Origin of the sequence: Sulfitobacter sp. 1A13679 (genome assembly GCF_043557115.1) — a bacterium.
GTDB classification, from domain to species: Bacteria; Pseudomonadota; Alphaproteobacteria; order Rhodobacterales; family Rhodobacteraceae; genus Sulfitobacter; species Sulfitobacter faviae.
The window spans coordinates 80,698-94,717 of the sequence record NZ_JBIFFO010000019.1 but is presented as its reverse complement, the minus strand read 5'-3'; the positions used below and the strand labels follow the sequence as shown (position 1 = coordinate 94,717).

General features: G+C 60.4%; 17 protein-coding genes and 2 pseudogenes. 7 read left to right on the top strand and 12 right to left on the bottom strand.

All coding sequences use genetic code 11. From position 1 onward, the window contains the following. Positions 1-55: 55 nt before the first annotated feature. From ACGYLA_RS15040 to ACGYLA_RS15010, 7 genes and pseudogenes are all read right to left on the bottom strand, one after another. Positions 56-409: pseudogene (locus tag ACGYLA_RS15040) on the bottom strand (metal-binding protein); the annotation flags it as partial. Next, the gene (locus ACGYLA_RS15035) at positions 406-1,170 is read right to left on the bottom strand and encodes an exo-alpha-sialidase (RefSeq protein WP_394433526.1); all 765 of its coding nucleotides are present in this window, start codon (positions 1,168-1,170) and stop codon (positions 406-408) included. The gene ACGYLA_RS15035 and the pseudogene ACGYLA_RS15040, both read right to left, overlap by 4 nt. A gap of 281 nt (positions 1,171-1,451) precedes the next feature. Beyond that, positions 1,452-1,934, bottom strand: a complete 483-nt coding sequence (locus tag ACGYLA_RS15030) for a hypothetical protein (RefSeq protein WP_240791664.1) — start codon at positions 1,932-1,934, stop codon at positions 1,452-1,454. Next, the gene (locus ACGYLA_RS15025; protein ID WP_132446302.1) at positions 1,912-2,880 is read right to left on the bottom strand and encodes a cation diffusion facilitator family transporter; all 969 of its coding nucleotides are present in this window, start codon (positions 2,878-2,880) and stop codon (positions 1,912-1,914) included. The genes ACGYLA_RS15030 and ACGYLA_RS15025 overlap by 23 nt, the downstream gene beginning before the upstream one ends. 39 nt (positions 2,881-2,919) lie before the next feature. Next, positions 2,920-3,387 carry a DUF411 domain-containing protein gene (locus ACGYLA_RS15020; RefSeq protein WP_132446304.1) on the bottom strand — a complete coding sequence of 156 codons (468 nt, stop codon included), beginning with the start codon at positions 3,385-3,387 and terminating at the stop codon, positions 2,920-2,922. A gap of 19 nt (positions 3,388-3,406) precedes the next feature. Further along, entirely contained in the window at positions 3,407-5,668 is a 2,262-nt protein-coding gene (locus tag ACGYLA_RS15015) for a heavy metal translocating P-type ATPase (RefSeq protein WP_394433523.1), read from the bottom strand. Between the two features lie 84 nt (positions 5,669-5,752). After that, on the bottom strand, positions 5,753-6,535 hold the full coding sequence (locus ACGYLA_RS15010; protein WP_394433521.1) for a ZIP family metal transporter: 783 nt from the start codon (positions 6,533-6,535) through the stop codon (positions 5,753-5,755). A 154-nt stretch (positions 6,536-6,689) separates the two neighbouring features. On the opposite strand from ACGYLA_RS15010, the gene ACGYLA_RS15005 reads away from it, so the two are divergent. Together ACGYLA_RS15005 and ACGYLA_RS15000 are read left to right on the top strand one after the other, a co-directional pair. After that, positions 6,690-7,115: a helix-turn-helix domain-containing protein gene (locus tag ACGYLA_RS15005; protein WP_132446308.1), complete on the top strand. Its 426-nt coding sequence runs from the start codon at positions 6,690-6,692 to the stop codon at positions 7,113-7,115. Next, complete coding sequence (locus ACGYLA_RS15000) at positions 7,115-7,438, top strand: YnfA family protein (protein ID WP_132446310.1); 324 nt, start codon at positions 7,115-7,117, stop codon at positions 7,436-7,438. The genes ACGYLA_RS15005 and ACGYLA_RS15000 overlap by 1 nt, the downstream gene beginning before the upstream one ends. Before the next feature lie 38 nt (positions 7,439-7,476). Here ACGYLA_RS15000 and ACGYLA_RS14995 read toward each other — a convergent pair whose 3' ends face one another. Genes ACGYLA_RS14995 through ACGYLA_RS14985 form a run of 3 tightly spaced genes read right to left on the bottom strand, consistent with a single transcriptional unit; the run spans position 7,477 to position 9,293 of the window. Then, entirely contained in the window at positions 7,477-8,133 is a 657-nt protein-coding gene (locus ACGYLA_RS14995; RefSeq protein ID WP_394433518.1) for a transmembrane anchor protein, read from the bottom strand. Between the two features lie 17 nt (positions 8,134-8,150). Beyond that, positions 8,151-8,879 carry a HupE/UreJ family protein gene (locus ACGYLA_RS14990; protein WP_394433516.1) on the bottom strand — a complete coding sequence of 243 codons (729 nt, stop codon included), beginning with the start codon at positions 8,877-8,879 and terminating at the stop codon, positions 8,151-8,153. A 57-nt stretch (positions 8,880-8,936) separates the two neighbouring features. Further along, positions 8,937-9,293, bottom strand: coding sequence for a hypothetical protein (locus tag ACGYLA_RS14985; protein WP_394433514.1), 357 nt, complete (start codon positions 9,291-9,293; stop codon positions 8,937-8,939). Between the two features lie 81 nt (positions 9,294-9,374). Between ACGYLA_RS14985 and ACGYLA_RS14980 the strand changes: the two genes are divergently transcribed. The 3 genes and pseudogenes from ACGYLA_RS14980 to ACGYLA_RS14970 all read left to right on the top strand — a co-directional run bounded on the left by ACGYLA_RS14980 (position 9,375) and on the right by ACGYLA_RS14970 (position 10,872). Beyond that, positions 9,375-9,635 carry a metal-sensing transcriptional repressor gene (locus ACGYLA_RS14980; RefSeq protein ID WP_340263858.1) on the top strand — a complete coding sequence of 87 codons (261 nt, stop codon included), beginning with the start codon at positions 9,375-9,377 and terminating at the stop codon, positions 9,633-9,635. Next, positions 9,553-10,254, top strand: a pseudogene (locus tag ACGYLA_RS14975) (MFS transporter); the annotation flags it as partial. The gene ACGYLA_RS14980 and the pseudogene ACGYLA_RS14975, both read left to right, overlap by 83 nt. Positions 10,255-10,332: 78 nt before the next feature. Continuing rightward, complete coding sequence (locus tag ACGYLA_RS14970; protein ID WP_394433533.1) at positions 10,333-10,872, top strand: MFS transporter; 540 nt, start codon at positions 10,333-10,335, stop codon at positions 10,870-10,872. Between the two features lie 42 nt (positions 10,873-10,914). Here ACGYLA_RS14970 and ACGYLA_RS14965 read toward each other — a convergent pair whose 3' ends face one another. Next, entirely contained in the window at positions 10,915-11,769 is an 855-nt protein-coding gene (locus tag ACGYLA_RS14965; RefSeq protein ID WP_394433511.1) for a sterol desaturase family protein, read from the bottom strand. A 94-nt stretch (positions 11,770-11,863) separates the two neighbouring features. On the opposite strand from ACGYLA_RS14965, the gene ACGYLA_RS14960 reads away from it, so the two are divergent. Together ACGYLA_RS14960 and ACGYLA_RS14955 are read left to right on the top strand one after the other, a co-directional pair. Further along, the gene (locus ACGYLA_RS14960; RefSeq protein WP_394433509.1) at positions 11,864-12,523 is read left to right on the top strand and encodes an ArsR/SmtB family transcription factor; all 660 of its coding nucleotides are present in this window, start codon (positions 11,864-11,866) and stop codon (positions 12,521-12,523) included. Between the two features lie 89 nt (positions 12,524-12,612). Continuing rightward, entirely contained in the window at positions 12,613-13,005 is a 393-nt protein-coding gene (locus tag ACGYLA_RS14955) for a transposase (protein WP_340263854.1), read from the top strand. Positions 13,006-13,296: 291 nt separating this feature from the next. Here ACGYLA_RS14955 and ACGYLA_RS14950 read toward each other — a convergent pair whose 3' ends face one another. Further along, positions 13,297-13,950, bottom strand: a complete 654-nt coding sequence (locus ACGYLA_RS14950; protein ID WP_340263853.1) for a TetR family transcriptional regulator C-terminal domain-containing protein — start codon at positions 13,948-13,950, stop codon at positions 13,297-13,299. Positions 13,951-14,020: the final 70 nt, after the last annotated feature.

The following is a 14,020-nucleotide window of genomic DNA, read 5'->3' as shown; positions in this document are numbered from 1 at the left end:
CTTACAGAAGACCGCACTCGATCACTCGCCAATAGGGTCAAAAAATTCTTGCACTACGGGCGGCAACCACAGAAGGCACCAGACCGCTGACGTAGTAGCCATCGACCTCTGCAAGGTGGCACCCCAGCCCCTGCTCCGGCACGCCGACCTCAACCGAGCGTTTGTCAAAATCCCGGTCGTCAATGCGGATGACGTGATAGCCGTTCTCTTCGGCATAATCGGCATAGGCATCGCAGCAGCCACAGGACGGGTCGCGCCAGATGGTCATTTGGCGATCTGCCGGGACGGTGCTGGCTACGGTGTCGGCGGGTGCCGTTTTGTCGCTTTCAGCCATACCAAAGGTGGCGAAACCGATGATTCCGGCGGCGGTCAGGGCAGCGGCCGCGCCGAGGGTGTATCTACTGTTCATGTCTGGTCTCCTTGAGGGATGTTGAGGGGATCAAAGGTCAGGCCACCATCGCGGCTGACCGAAAGGGTGCCGTCGCGAAGGGTGGCAAGATGCTGAGGGTCGGCAGGATCGACAGCCAGTGCGTCGATCTTTCCCGCCGCTGCGCGCGTCCAATTCACACCCGCGTCGGGCGAGGCCCAAAGGCCAGTCGCCAAGCCAGCGTAGAGCCGTTCAGGCGCTTTGGGGGAGAGTGCCAGATGAGTGATCGGCTGGCCCTCGGGCAGAGGTTTGGCAGGCGGCGGCGTTTTGCCCGCAGCCAGCGCATCCATCGCGTCGCCCGCGGTCACATCCTGCCAGCGGCAAAAGCAATCCGGCACGCGGGTCAGCCCGGCGTCGGTCCCGGCATAGAGCCAGATGCCGCCCATGCCAGTCGGATTGCCCACCGAGACGAGCGTTAACACCTCACGTTCGGCCCCATCGAGATAGGGCCGGTCCATGACGAATTCCCAGCTTTCGCCCGCGTCTTGGCTGCGCCAAAGCCCGTCGCCCGCAAGGGCGGCATAGAGCATATCTGGCTCAAGCGCGGCCTGGGTGAGCGCGGTGACGCGGGTTGCAGGCAAGCCCGTGCTGGCGTCTGCCCATGTGCGCCCCCCATCCCGGCTGCGCATAAGGCCGACAGGATCAACTGCCGCGAACAAAGTGCCCGGAGTCTCTGGATGGCTGGTGATCGCGGTGATTAATCGCTCCAACGACACATGCTGGATGTCGCTTGGGGCGGACACGCGCCAAAGCTTGCGCTTTGAAGCCACAACAAGTGCATCGCCGTCATAATGAAGGGCGCGGACCGCCGCCCCCGTTGTCGTTGCGAGGGAGACATGAGGTAGGATCAGCGCAGAACCAACTGCCGCAAGCCCGCCGGACAGCACACGCCTGCGCGATATATCGCGCGGTGGATAAATAGACATAAAGGTTGTTCCCGAAAGTGACGGATAAGGTCGAACGCGCCGTTGCCAAAAGGCATCAAGCGTCGCGAGACTGGGCCGTCACCCTTCGGTGCGGCCGGTCAACTTAGGGAGGTGGTTCGCGGCGGGTTCGGGTCGGACCCGAGGTTGACCCCAGCGAGGCCAAGATCACCCGGCACAGGCGCGAAGAAACGCTGCACGCTCTCGGGTTGCGACTGAAGCATCTGCGAGTTCAGCAAGAGGGGTGCCGTGCAATCAATGTCACACACCACCTCACCCTGATCTTCTTGCAAACAAGCTGTACAGGTATCGTCCTCTTCCATCGTCGCGGATGAAATGACACCTGACATATGCAAGGACATGTTCGCCGCCGCCAAATCATGCGCCAATACGCCCGTCAAAAGAACGAGCGAGAGGCAGAATGTGGCAAGGCGAAGCAGGATGCGCATAGCTGAGATATAGGAACCCGATGCGGTGCTGTCGATCCCCTCACCAGAAAGTGAGGTGAGCGATCCGTCGCAGGCCCGCAGATCGGCAAGACACAGCGCATCGCGTTGAGCCTCAGCAGTCGTGCGACGCCCCATCGCTGTGCTCAGCGTCGTTGCCAGCGCGCGCCGGGCCGCCCTCATGCCCAAACAACGCGGCATCCTGATGGGCATTCGCAGAGGTTTCAAACTCAAGGCTTGAATGGGTGATGCCAAAGTCATCTGCGAGCATTTTCTTGACAGCCTGCTTCACAGCATCAAGGTCCGTCCAATCTTGCCCCTCCAACACGACATGGCAATCAAGCGCCACCTCATGCTCTTGCATCTGCCAAAGATGAACATGGTGCACGTCCCTGACGCCGTCGACCTTGGCCATTGCCTCCACCACAGCGCCCGCATCCATGTCAGGCGGGCTGCCCAACATCAGCATACGGATCGGGCCGCCGATTTCAGTAAGTGCCAGATAGAGGATATAAAGCGCGATACCGATGGTGATCGCCGGATCAACCCAACGCAGATCGTAAAGGATGATGAGCGTGCCGCCGATAATCACCGCGACCGAGGCCAGCGCGTCTGACAGGTTATGCAAGAACAATGCTCTGATATTCACGCTGCCCTTCTGCATCGAATAGGTCAGCAGCGCCGTCAGCGTATCGACCACAAGAGCGACGGCGCCCAGAATGACTACAGTCCAACCCGCCACCTGAGGCGGATCAATCATGCGCATTCCGCCCTCGTAGATCAGATAAACCCCGACAAGAATAAGCGTGGTGTAGTTGATCAAGGCGGCAACGATTTCAATCCGGCCATAGCCAAAGGTCATCCGCGCATCTGCCGGGCGCCGTGCGACCTTGCGGGCGACAAAGGCAATGACCAATGAGGCCATGTCCGAAAAGTTGTGCAGCGCGTCGGCGATAAGGGCGAGCGACCCTGCAAAGACACCGCCCACGATCTGCGCCACCGTGAGAAGCGCATTCGCCCAGATGGCCAGTGATACTCTGCGGTCCCCGCTTTCGGGGTCAATATGGGCGTGATCATGTGCCATGTGTGCTTCCTACCGGTTTGAGGCCCAATCCGCTGCGTTTTAGGCTGCCTCGTAGCTTGTGAAGACCTCGCTGCTGCCATCATGGGCAATCAGATAGACGTCATATGCATCGCGTTCGTTCTCCGGTCCCATCCCCGGCGAGCCATAGGGCATCCCCGGCACGGCGAGACCGATGGCATCTGGGCGCTCGGCCAGCAGTTTACGGATGTCGGCGGGTGGGACGTGACCTTCGATCATATAGCCCTCGATCTTTCCAGTGTGGCAGGAGGCCATACTTTGCGGGATGCCGTTGTCCTGCTTGTATTTGATCAAGAGCGTTCCCAAGCTGCGTTCCGTCCTCACGGCAAAACCCTCGTTCTCCAGAATCTCGATCCACGCCGAACAGCAGCCGCAGTTGGGATCTTTCATCACGTGGATGGCGGGTTTTTCTTCGGCCCATGCCGCGAATGGTGCGGCGGCGGCAAAGCTGGCGGAACAGGCCAGCAGGCTGCGTCGTGTGAGGGTCATAGAAAGTCCTTCCAAAGGTTCAACCTGTCGTTTCATTTGTTCCATGGGTTGTAGGGCGGCGGCGGGGTTCGGCCAACCGCTCAGCGGTGGTTGGCCGGAAAAACAGCAGCCGCAGGGCGTTGAGCGTCACCAAAACAGTCGCGCCAGTATCCGCCAAGATCGCGATCCAGAGGCCGGTGATCCCAAATATTGTGGTGACAAGGAACACGGCCTTCAGCCCAAGGGCGATAGCGATGTTCTGCCGGATATTGCCCATCGCTGCGCGGGCAAGGCGGATCTGGCCGGGCACGTCTGTCACCCGATCACGCAGGATGGCGGCATCGGCGGTCTCGAGCGCTACATCGGTGCCGGACCCCATTGCAACGCCCACATGGGCCGCAGCCAATGCCGGGGCGTCGTTGATGCCGTCGCCGATCATCATGACCCTCGCCTCTGCCGTGAGGTTTTGAATGGCCGCGACCTTATCCTCTGGCATCAGCTCGGCCCGGTGGTCGATGCCAAGCCCCTCTGCGATGGCCGAAGCTGTGCGCCGATTGTCCCCGGTGAGCATTACCGATGAAATGCCCAAGGCGCTCAACTGCGCCACAGCCTCTGCCGCATCGGCGCGGGGTTCATCGCGCAGGGCGATTAGTCCTTGGGCCACGTCGTCGCGCAGCACGATCACCACGGTTTTACCCTGCGTTTCGAGTGTTTCGACTTGGGCGCGCAAAGTCTCTGAGAGCGCCCCGCGCTCAGCGGCCAAACGGGGGGAGCCGACGCAGATGGTTGCTCCTGCGATCACCGCCTGAGCGCCTTTGCCAGCCAAGGCGCGGGACTGTGTCGCGGCGGCAGGATCGATCCCGCGTGTTTTAGCCGCGCCGCAAATGGCTTGCCCAAGCGGGTGGCTCGAGCCGTTCTCAACCCCTGCGGCAAGGGCCAGAAGGTCAGCTTCATTTCCCATTAGCACCTGCACATCGGTCACCCGCGGCTTGCCGTGGGTCAGCGTTCCGGTTTTGTCAAAGGCCACATGGGTAACCCGCGCCGCCGCTTCGATCACCGCGCCGCCCTTCATCAGCAACCCATTGCGCGCCCCGGCGGACAGTGCTGAGGTGATTGACGCAGGCACCGAAATCACCAGCGCGCAGGGGCAGCCGATCAGCAGCAAAGCCAGCGCCCGATAGATCCATTCGTCCCAACCGCCGCCGAAGGCGAGCGGCGGCACCACGGCAACCAGAGCGGCCATGCCGACCACGGCAGGCATGTAGACGCGGCTGAACCGATCAATGAAACGCTCGGTCGGCGCACGGACGCTTTCGGCCTCTTCCACCAGCCGCACAATGCGGGCGATGGTGTTGTCCGCGGCGGCCTTGGTGACGCGCACGCGCAGCAGCGCTTCTGTGTTGATCGACCCGGCAAAGACATCCGCGCCCGGTTCTTTAAGGCGCGGCACGCTCTCCCCGGTAACGGGGCTTTCGTCGACGCCCGAAGTGCCGCTGACCACCTCGCCGTCACAGGGCACCCGGTCCCCAGGGCGCACCTGCACAATCTGGCCGACGCTGAGTGCCTCTGCCGCCACCTCCCGCGTCTTGTTGCTCACCTCAAGCCGCGCCGTTTTCGGCACCAGCTTGGTCAGCGCACGGATGCTGTTGCGTGCCTTCCCAGCAGAGACACCCTCCAGCAATTCGCCGACGGCAAAAAGAAAGACCACCAACGCGGCTTCTTCCGGCTCTCCGATCACGAGCGCACCGCTGGCGGCGATGGTCATCAGCATTTCGATGGTAAAGGGCATGCCCACCTGCGCCATGGCAAAGGCCCGGCGGGCGACGGGGATTAACCCGATCAACGTGGCGATGACAAAGGCCCAGTGCGAAACCTCAGCCGGCAGGACAAGCCGCGATGCCCATGCCGCTGCGAGCAAGGCACCGCTGCCGAGGACCAAGCGGCCTTTCATAGTTTGATACCAAGCGGGGTCTGGTGTCTCTTCGGGCGCAGAGTCCTGAGGCACGGCCCCTGCCCCACCGATCACCGCATCGTCCGGCAGGATGAAACCGCCCTTGGGCCTCTCTGCCTTTGACCCCTTCGGAGAGATGCCAAAACCGATGCCCCGCACGGCTTTCTCGATACGCTCGGGCGAAGTCTCTCCCTCATCCAGCGTTAGGCGCAGCCGTTCGGACATCAGCGCGACATCAACATCCGCGACCCCCGGCAAGCGCTCCACCGCGCCACGCACCTTGGCCGCGCAGGCGCCGCAGTCCATCCCCGTGACGCGCCATTCCCGTTGTGCGGTGTTTCCGTCCGCCATCTCTGTTTCCAATCCAATTCACAGTCAGGAGCAGAGATACAACCTACAGCAACTGTAGCTTCAAGCGCTTTTCGAAGATTTTTTTTAGCCCAGCCAAACGTCAAGAAATAGCATAAGCACCAGCCCAATCGCCAAACCGAGCGTCGCCTTGTTCTGATGCCCGCTGCGATGGGTTTCGGGAATGATCTCATGGCTGATGACGTAAAGCATCGCCCCAGCGGCAAAGGCCAGCCCCCAAGGCAACAACGGCTCAGACAGTGCGATGATCCCGGCGCCGAGCAGACCGCCGATTGGTTCAACCATCCCGGTGAGGGCCGCAATGCCCCATGCGCGGCCTTTGGAGTAACCTTCGCCTAAGAGCGCCACCGCAACTGCGAGCCCTTCGGGTGCATTTTGCAACCCGATACCGAGCGCCAGTGCCATGCCGCCCGACAGCCCATCCGCGCCGAAGCCCACACCAACGGCCAGACCTTCGGGGAAATTGTGGATCGTGATCGCAATGATGAAAAGCCACACCCGTCGAAGCGATGCCGCCGCTGGCCCCTCTCGGCCCGTCTTGAAGTGTTCATGCGGCAGAAGCTCGTTCATGAGGGCCACGGCCCCCATGCCAAGCAAGATCGCCACACAAACGATCGCGGCAGGCGTGGCCTCGTTGTCATACCGCAGACCTGCTGCATCCAGTGCCGGGATGATGAGCGAAAAGAAAGACGCCGCCAGCATCACCCCCGCGGCAAACCCCAACGACAGGTCGCGCGTTGCCCGCGACGGGGTGCGCCCAAAGAGCACCGGCACGGCCCCCACGGCGGTCATAGCCCCCGCAGCCAGACTGCCGAGAAATCCGAGCATCAATGGTGACATCGTCTCCAAGGGGGAATCCTTCCTCAACATCTGCTATGTGCAGCCGTCGACGACATAGTCCGCCGGGCCATTCGGCCAAGCCTATGGGAAGGATCGTGCTCCGTCCACTTGCGCCAAACCACCGAGCAACCTACAGAGACTATAGGTTATAGGAGGCTCAGACATGCTCGCCATCGGCACACTCGCAAAACGCACCGGCACCAAGGTGCAGACGATCCGGTATTACGAGCAGATCGGCCTTATGCATGAACCCGGCCGAACCGAAGGCGGCCAACGGCGGTATGGCGATGCCGAATTGGACCGCCTCTCCTTCATCCGCCATTCCCGCCAGCTCGGCTTCTCGCTGGAGGCGATCCGAGAGTTGCTGGACCTTTCTGATACGCCCGACCGGTCCTGTGCGCAGGTCGATGCCATCGCCCAAAAACAACTTCGCCAAGTCGAGGCACGCCTTGTGCGGCTCGAAGCCCTCCGCGTTGAGTTGCAACGCATGATCGGTGCCTGCAATGCGGATCGGGTGGCCGACTGTCGCATCCTTGAGGTGCTGCGCGACCATGAGGAATGCCTTGCCGATCACGGGGCCACCGCCTGATGCCCGCCGCCTTGCTCTATCCGCTTGCGGCATTGGCTGAGATCGTCGGGTGTTTTGCGGTCTGGGCGTGGTGGCGCGGCGCATCGCCGCTGTGGCTGGTGCCGGGGCTGCTGAGCTTGGCGTTGTTTGCGGGGTTACTGGCTTTGGTCGAAGCCGGGTTCGCCGGGCGCGCTTTTGCGGCCTATGGTGGCATCTATATCGCGGCATCGCTGGTGTGGATGTGGGCTGTAGAAGGGCAGCGGCCTGATCTTTGGGATGCTGCCGGGGCGGGCCTCTGCATTCTTGGCGCAGCGTTGATTATTCTTGCGCCCCGCGCCGGATAGGCTGCCGACCCTTCTGAAAGGACCGGCAGCCACGCGGTTTAGCTGGCGTCTTTGAATTCGTCGTATTCGCCGCGCACCTGAACGGTCACCGTCACTTCGGTCTTGTCACGGTTGCGCCAGAACCAGCCGTGTTCACCTGCGAAACCGGCGGTGATTTCGCCCTCTTCGCCTGTCGAGCCGCGGCCCTTTTCATAGGTCTCGGACTGGCCCGAACCATGACCGTGCAGGTCAAAGTTCACGCGCCCCCCTTCGACCAACATGACATATTCCGCGGTCTGGCCTTCTTCCATCACCAACTTCCACTCGGCAGACTCGCCCGGTGCCAGCGTGAAGGTGATTTCATCACGCCATTCATCGGCGGGCTCAGAGACCACCTCTTCGGCATGGGCGGCACCGACGAAGACGCTGAAGATATCGTTCATCAGGCTGGATTGCTCTTGGGTCACAAGCGCGCCCTGCTCTTCCAGCGCTTTGATCCGGTCCGCTTCGGCCTCTGCGGCAAGCTGGCTTTTGATCTCGCCCATTTCTGCCAGACCGAGCACGCCGCCGATCCCGGTGGGGTCGATGTCGTATTCCGCGGGCAGCACAACGGTCACGAGGATCACTGCGGCACTGGCAGCAGCAATGGCGGTGGAGCGGATGAGCTGAGCGGATGTGGGCAATTCGTTGAGGCTTGGTTTTTCTGCGTTGAACATGTGGTTCTCCTATTTGCTTAAGCGGCTACGAAATAGCCGGTGATTTGAAGGCCCATGAGGATGAACCCCAGTGCCATCATGATGACGTTTGCGGTGTAGGCTTGGCGGAAGAAATTGGGTGATCTCCGCCAAAATCCCATGACGATAAGGATGACGGCGAGCGCCATCAGCTGGCCCATCTCGACGCCCACATTGAACGCCAGAAGGTTGGCCAAAAGGCCGTCCGGGGCGATCTCGTAGTCGAGAAGTTTGGTGGCCAGACCGGTGCCGTGGAAGAAGCCGAAGATCAGCGTGGCGACCTTGGTATTGGGCTGCACGCCGAACCAGCGTTGATAAGCGCCAAGGTTGTCGAGCGCCTTATAGACGACCGACAGACCGATGATGGCATCAACGATATAGGCGTTGATGCCCCAGCCGAACCAGACACCCGCCAGCATCGTCGTCGAATGCCCCACAGCAAAGATGCTGACATAGATGCCTACGTCTTTCATCTTGTAGAGAAAGAAGACGACGCCAAACAAAAACAGGATGTGGTCGTAACCCGTCACCATATGTTTGGCGCCAAGATACATGAAGGGAATGATGTTCACCCCCCAGATCTCCTGAATATAGCCCGCATCCCCGGGCGTGACGTTATGTGCCAAGGCATAGCTTGCGCTCTGAATGAGCAAGGTAACTGTGACAGGGGACAGGATCGCGATCCGGCCTGCGCCAAAATCGGTCCAAACCCGTGGGACTGTGTTCATGGATTGAACTCCGCGTATGTGATTTGTGAGGAATGGGAGCGCCAGTGGCGCGGCCAGTCACACGCGTGGCGGTCGTTCGATCAGGTAGACTCTTAAGGTATTTGCAGAAGCGGCACTGAGCCGCCAAGCGGCCCTGTAGACATCGACGGGTTGCGCGGCCAAGGCGCGGCCAAGCACCACCGCTTGGCTATGATCATGGTCCGCACTGTCGTGGCTGTGCCCATGCATGGCCCAAGCAAGGTCTTCTTCTAACCCGTGAGAGTGCCCGTGATCCGCGATCATCTGTTCATGTTCTTGAAGAACATCCAGCAGGGCAGGAACATGGGAGGAGGTCGGCACTACGGACCAGACAAGCACGGCCACACAGAGAAGCATCGCAAAAGCGGCTTGCCCAGTTGTCCGTAGAAAAGTCATCTGTCCTGTCTGCCCTCTCGTCAATTGCGCGGCGCTTTTCGCCGTCTTGCTCTATCCCCCCGAGGGGGATACGGTCTTACTATGTCAGATACCCATATTCATGCAAGTCATCCCGCCCTCATCGCCCGGCTGAAACGTGCCGATGGGCATCTGCGTGCGGTGATCGCGATGTTGGAAGCAGGCAAGCCTTGCGTCGACGTGGCGCAGCAGCTTCAGGCCGTTGAGAAGGCTGTGACCAACGCCAAACGCGTGTTGATCCATGACCACATCGACCATTGCCTTGAGGTCGATGGCTCCGAGCGTGACCGCGCCGAGCTTAAGACAATCACCCGTTACCTCTAAGGGCATTATGCTGGGTGTTCTTTCGGATCGCACCTACAGGCATCTGTTCCTTGCCCAAATTGTCGCGCTTCTTGGCACCGGCTTGGCAACGATGGCGCTTGGCCTTCTGGCCTATGATCTGGCCGGGGATCGGGCCGCGATGGTGCTGGGCACGGTCTTTACGATCAAAATGGTGGCCTATGTCGGCATCGCGCCAATTGCTGGCGCCTTTGCCGAGCGTCTGCCGCGCCGCGCTCTTTTGGTCACGTTGGACGTGGTGCGGGCTGCGGTGGCCTTGGCCCTCCCTTTCGTGACCGAGGTTTGGCAGATCTATGTCCTGATCTTCTTCCTGCAATCAGCCTCGGCGGCCTTTACGCCGACCTTTCAGGCAACCATCCCTGACGTGCTGCCGGATGAGGCGCGCTATACCAGAGCGCTGTCCTTGTCCCGCTTGGCCTATGATCTGGAGAACATCATCTCGCCCGCGCTGGCCGCTGTGCTGCTGACGGTGATGAGCTACAACACCCTGTTTCTTGGGACGGTCGTAGGGTTCGGGGCCTCGGCGCTGCTGGTGCTGACGGTCGTCCTGCCCGGCCCCAAAGCGACAGTCCCGCGCGGGATTTATGATCGCACCACGCGGGGGCTTCGGATCTACCTCGCAACACCCCGGTTGCGCGGGCTGCTGGGGCTGAACCTCGCGGTGTCGTCTGCGGGCGCGATGGTTTTGGTGAACTCGGTCGTGCTGGTGCGGGGGCAACTGGGCCTTGATGATGCGGCACTGGCTTGGTCAATGTTTGCCTTCGGGGCTGGCAGCATGAGCGCGGCGCTGGTTCTGCCCAAAGTGCTGGACAGATTTCCCGACAGACCCGTCATGCTGACAGGGGCTTGGCTGATGGTCGCGGCTCTGTTTGGGATCGCAGCGGGCATTATAGGTTTCGGCTTATCTTGGCCCCTTCTGCTGGCGATCTGGCTGCTCATCGGCCTGGGCAATTCCGCGGTTCTGACCCCGTCGGGCCGTCTCTTGCGCCGATCGGCCCAGCCGGAAGACCGACCTGCTGTATTTGCAGCGCAATTTGCGCTGTCCCATGCCTGTTGGCTGATCACTTATCCTTTGGCAGGTTGGACCATGACCGCATTCGGAACGGTTCCAGCGCTGATACTGTTGGGGAGCTTAGCCGCGCTCGGGATCGTAGCAGCTCTGCGCTTTTGGCCCGCTGACGTGTCGGACAACGCGGGCGTGTCTCGCACTAAGTTCTGAATATGATGGGCCCGCGCCCAACTCATTGCGGATGAACTCTGATCAGTCGACAGGCTCTTTCGTCGTGACCTTCGGGTCGAGTGCGCCGCCCGATGCTGGGCCGCGAACCGGCTGGATCAGCATGCGATCAAGCCAGAGGTCGCGGCGCGTGCGGAACTGCTCGATCCCGATCTCCATCCCTTCATGCCCCTTGGCGGGCTGGGCAACATATGTTCCCAAAAGATGGTCCCACCACGGCAGGTTGAAACCGTAATTCGAGTTGGTCTCACGTGGGTCGACGGAATGGTGAACACGGTGCATGTCAGGGGTCACCACAAAGAGGCGCAGTATCCGATCCACCGGGCGCGGCAGGTTGATGTTGGCGTGGTTGAACATCGCGGTCGCGTTCAAGACCACCTCAAACAGCAGCACTGCCACGGCGGGCGGGCCGAGGGCGGCGACCACCGCGAGCTTGATGCCCATCGAGATGAGGATTTCAACCGGGTGGAACCGCAACCCCGTTGTCGCGTCGAAGTCGAGATCGGCGTGATGCATGCGGTGCAGCCGCCAGAGGCCGGGGACCGCGTGGAACATCACGTGCTGTAGGTAGATCGCCAGATCAAGCAGCAGCATTGAGGCGGTAATTGCCACCCAGACGGGCAAGTCAAAGTTATTAAAGAACCCCCAGCCCCGTTCCTCGGCCATGACGGCAAGGCCGACCGCTACGATCGGAAATGAAAGCCGCAAGATGATTGTGTCGACGGCCACCAGCGCGAGGTTGTTCGTCCAACGGATCACCCGCGGGATCTCCCGCCGACGCCGCGGCGCCGCGACTTCCCACAGGGCCATCGCCACAAGCACACCCAGAAAGGCAGCAAGGCGGATCATGGGTTCGGCAGAGAGAAAGGTCTCAAACATCAAAAGAAGCTTTCCGGATTGTCTGGCACAGCAAAATAGCTAACATTCAAGCAACTGATTGAATGAAGTTATCGTTAGGAGACCCGCGATGTCAATGAGCCCGAAGGCCGCGCTGCTTGAAGAATACACACGGGTCGCACGCGCGCTCGCGGCACCAGCGCGCCTATCGATCCTTGAGCAACTCGCACAGGGCGAGTGCGGCGTGGAAGCGCTTGCAAAGAAAACCCGTCTGACCTTTGCCAATTGTTCTCAACATCTTCAGCATCTGCGCAGGGCTGGGCTCGTCACCAGTCGCCGTGAGGGCAAGGCCGTGATTTACCAGCTATCCGACAGTAAGACGCTGGAATTGATGGACCTCCTTCGCATCATCGCCGAGCGAAATCTGGCGCAGGTCGAGCACATCCTTCGCGGCCTCACTGGCGAAGATGACGCGCCCGAACCGATCGACCGCGCAGAACTGGCAGCCCGCCTCGCACAAGGTTCGGTCACAGTGCTCGATGTCAGACCTTGGGACGAATACGCCGCCGGTCACATTCCCGGGGCGCGCAATGTGACTTTGGCAGCGTTGGATGAGATTCTTCCTTCACTGGCGCCAGATGCCGAGATTGTCGCCTATTGCCGCGGGCCTTACTGCGTCTACGCCCACCAAGCCGTCGCGGCCCTGCGCGCGCAAGGTCTCAACGCGCGACGACTCGCAGGCGGCCTGCCAGAATGGCGCAAAGATGGACGCCCGGTTGTTGAAGCTGAAAGGTGAGCTGTCGTTGGAAACTCTATCACGAAGGACGCAAGCTGCTGTTTGAGCGGTGAAGGCAAGCCCGCCAGGTAACCGCTGCCCTTTCAGAAATGCGCAGCAAGACCGACAAGAACGACGCGCGTGAGATCGCCCATGTCCTGCGCACTGGCTCGTTGAGCTCGGTGCACACAAAGAGCCGGGAAGCGCATAGTGTGCGAGCCTCGCTCAGCACCCGCAAAGCGTTGTTGAAAAAGACGATTAATCTCGCCACTGAAGTGCGCGGTCTGCTAAATATCTTTGGCTTCCGACTTCCCAAGACTGTGAAGCATGGCCGCTTTGACGATCTCGTCCGCCCGATGATTGAAATGGATGAGGTTCTGGCAAATGCGATTATTTTACTGCTCCATTTACGCCGGGTCTTGGGGCATGCAACTAATGCGAACCAAAGGACGTTGCCGCGCCGTTGTCGCGGTAGCCAGAAAGTTGGCCGCCCTGCTGCATAGAATGTGGACAGATGGCACCGAGTCCGGTCCGGCAGAGGTGAAGGGTCCAGCATAACCTGATCAGCCACCGTGCAAAGCTGGACGAGGTCTGTGGAAGAAGCCGAAAATGACTCCTGCGCAACGAGAAGCGCGTCCCTTAGCAAGGCTCTCCGCTGCCAATCCGACACATGCGTGCTGCGATGCCCGACGGCATCAACCAGTCTGCGAAGGTAAACGTGACCCGGATGAGCGACAATGATCCACAAGAAAGAAGCAGCCGAGCTGGACCCAAACGCCCAATTAGAGAAGCCGTCATTCAGGATCTTCGCAGCGAATGTCGGCATGCTTCGGAAAACACTTGAAAAGGTAGGCCAAAACGTCTCCCAACACGGCTTGTCGGTTAAACCGATCTGGATATGTCAGAATGTTCAGCCACAATCCGTCAAACAATCCCTCAAGAGTTCGAGAAACCTCGTCAGAGGCAACATCCCTGTAGCCCCCTTCGTCTACAATTTCAGCACACAATTGCATTGTGATCCTCTGGCGTTCTAAATCCTCTTCACCAGAGGACTTTCGGTAGGCCTCCCGATGCCGCGCCTCGCCGAAGAAGGCGAACCAAACGGCAAGCTTGCGACGGTTGCAGATACGAGGGTGGAACTGCGCCTCTACGATGGCGCGCAGCTTTGCCATAGGATCAAGATCGCGTCGCTTGGATTTTCTGATCCACAGGTCGCGATGCTCATCCGCAAGATGCCGCACGGTCGCAAGCAAAAGCGCGTCTTTGCTTGTGAAGTGAAAGTTGACCAACCCAAGGGACAGCCCCGCTTCTTGCGTCACCCGATTGAGCGTTGTGCCGGAGATCCCGAATTTACTGATTGAGGTGATCGTCGCATCAATCAACTGCTGACGCCGCACCTCAGGACTGGCCGTGCGCGACGGGGTTTCAGGCGAAGCAGGGGCAGACATTTGCGCCTCCATTGAATGACCATTCAATCATTCTCTTGCTTTCTACCTCGGGTCAAGTCAGGCTTTTGAT

Coding starts and splice junctions, on each gene's coding strand:
- ACGYLA_RS15030 (WP_240791664.1), bottom strand. CDS start 1,934: ATGGGGCGTCGCACGACTGCTGAGGCTCAACGCGATGCGCTGTGTCTT.
- ACGYLA_RS15025 (WP_132446302.1), bottom strand. CDS start 2,880: ATGGCACATGATCACGCCCATATTGACCCCGAAAGCGGGGACCGCAGA.
- ACGYLA_RS15020 (WP_132446304.1), bottom strand. CDS start 3,387: ATGACCCTCACACGACGCAGCCTGCTGGCCTGTTCCGCCAGCTTTGCC.
- ACGYLA_RS15015 (WP_394433523.1), bottom strand. CDS start 5,668: ATGGCGGACGGAAACACCGCACAACGGGAATGGCGCGTCACGGGGATG.
- ACGYLA_RS15005 (WP_132446308.1), top strand. CDS start 6,690: ATGCTCGCCATCGGCACACTCGCAAAACGCACCGGCACCAAGGTGCAG.
- ACGYLA_RS15000 (WP_132446310.1), top strand. CDS start 7,115: ATGCCCGCCGCCTTGCTCTATCCGCTTGCGGCATTGGCTGAGATCGTC.
- ACGYLA_RS14995 (WP_394433518.1), bottom strand. CDS start 8,133: ATGTTCAACGCAGAAAAACCAAGCCTCAACGAATTGCCCACATCCGCT.
- ACGYLA_RS14990 (WP_394433516.1), bottom strand. CDS start 8,879: ATGAACACAGTCCCACGGGTTTGGACCGATTTTGGCGCAGGCCGGATC.
- ACGYLA_RS14985 (WP_394433514.1), bottom strand. CDS start 9,293: ATGACTTTTCTACGGACAACTGGGCAAGCCGCTTTTGCGATGCTTCTC.
- ACGYLA_RS14980 (WP_340263858.1), top strand. CDS start 9,375: ATGTCAGATACCCATATTCATGCAAGTCATCCCGCCCTCATCGCCCGG.
- ACGYLA_RS14970 (WP_394433533.1), top strand. CDS start 10,333: ATGGTTTTGGTGAACTCGGTCGTGCTGGTGCGGGGGCAACTGGGCCTT.
- ACGYLA_RS14965 (WP_394433511.1), bottom strand. CDS start 11,769: ATGTTTGAGACCTTTCTCTCTGCCGAACCCATGATCCGCCTTGCTGCC.
- ACGYLA_RS14960 (WP_394433509.1), top strand. CDS start 11,864: ATGAGCCCGAAGGCCGCGCTGCTTGAAGAATACACACGGGTCGCACGC.
- ACGYLA_RS14955 (WP_340263854.1), top strand. CDS start 12,613: ATGCGCAGCAAGACCGACAAGAACGACGCGCGTGAGATCGCCCATGTC.
- ACGYLA_RS14950 (WP_340263853.1), bottom strand. CDS start 13,950: ATGTCTGCCCCTGCTTCGCCTGAAACCCCGTCGCGCACGGCCAGTCCT.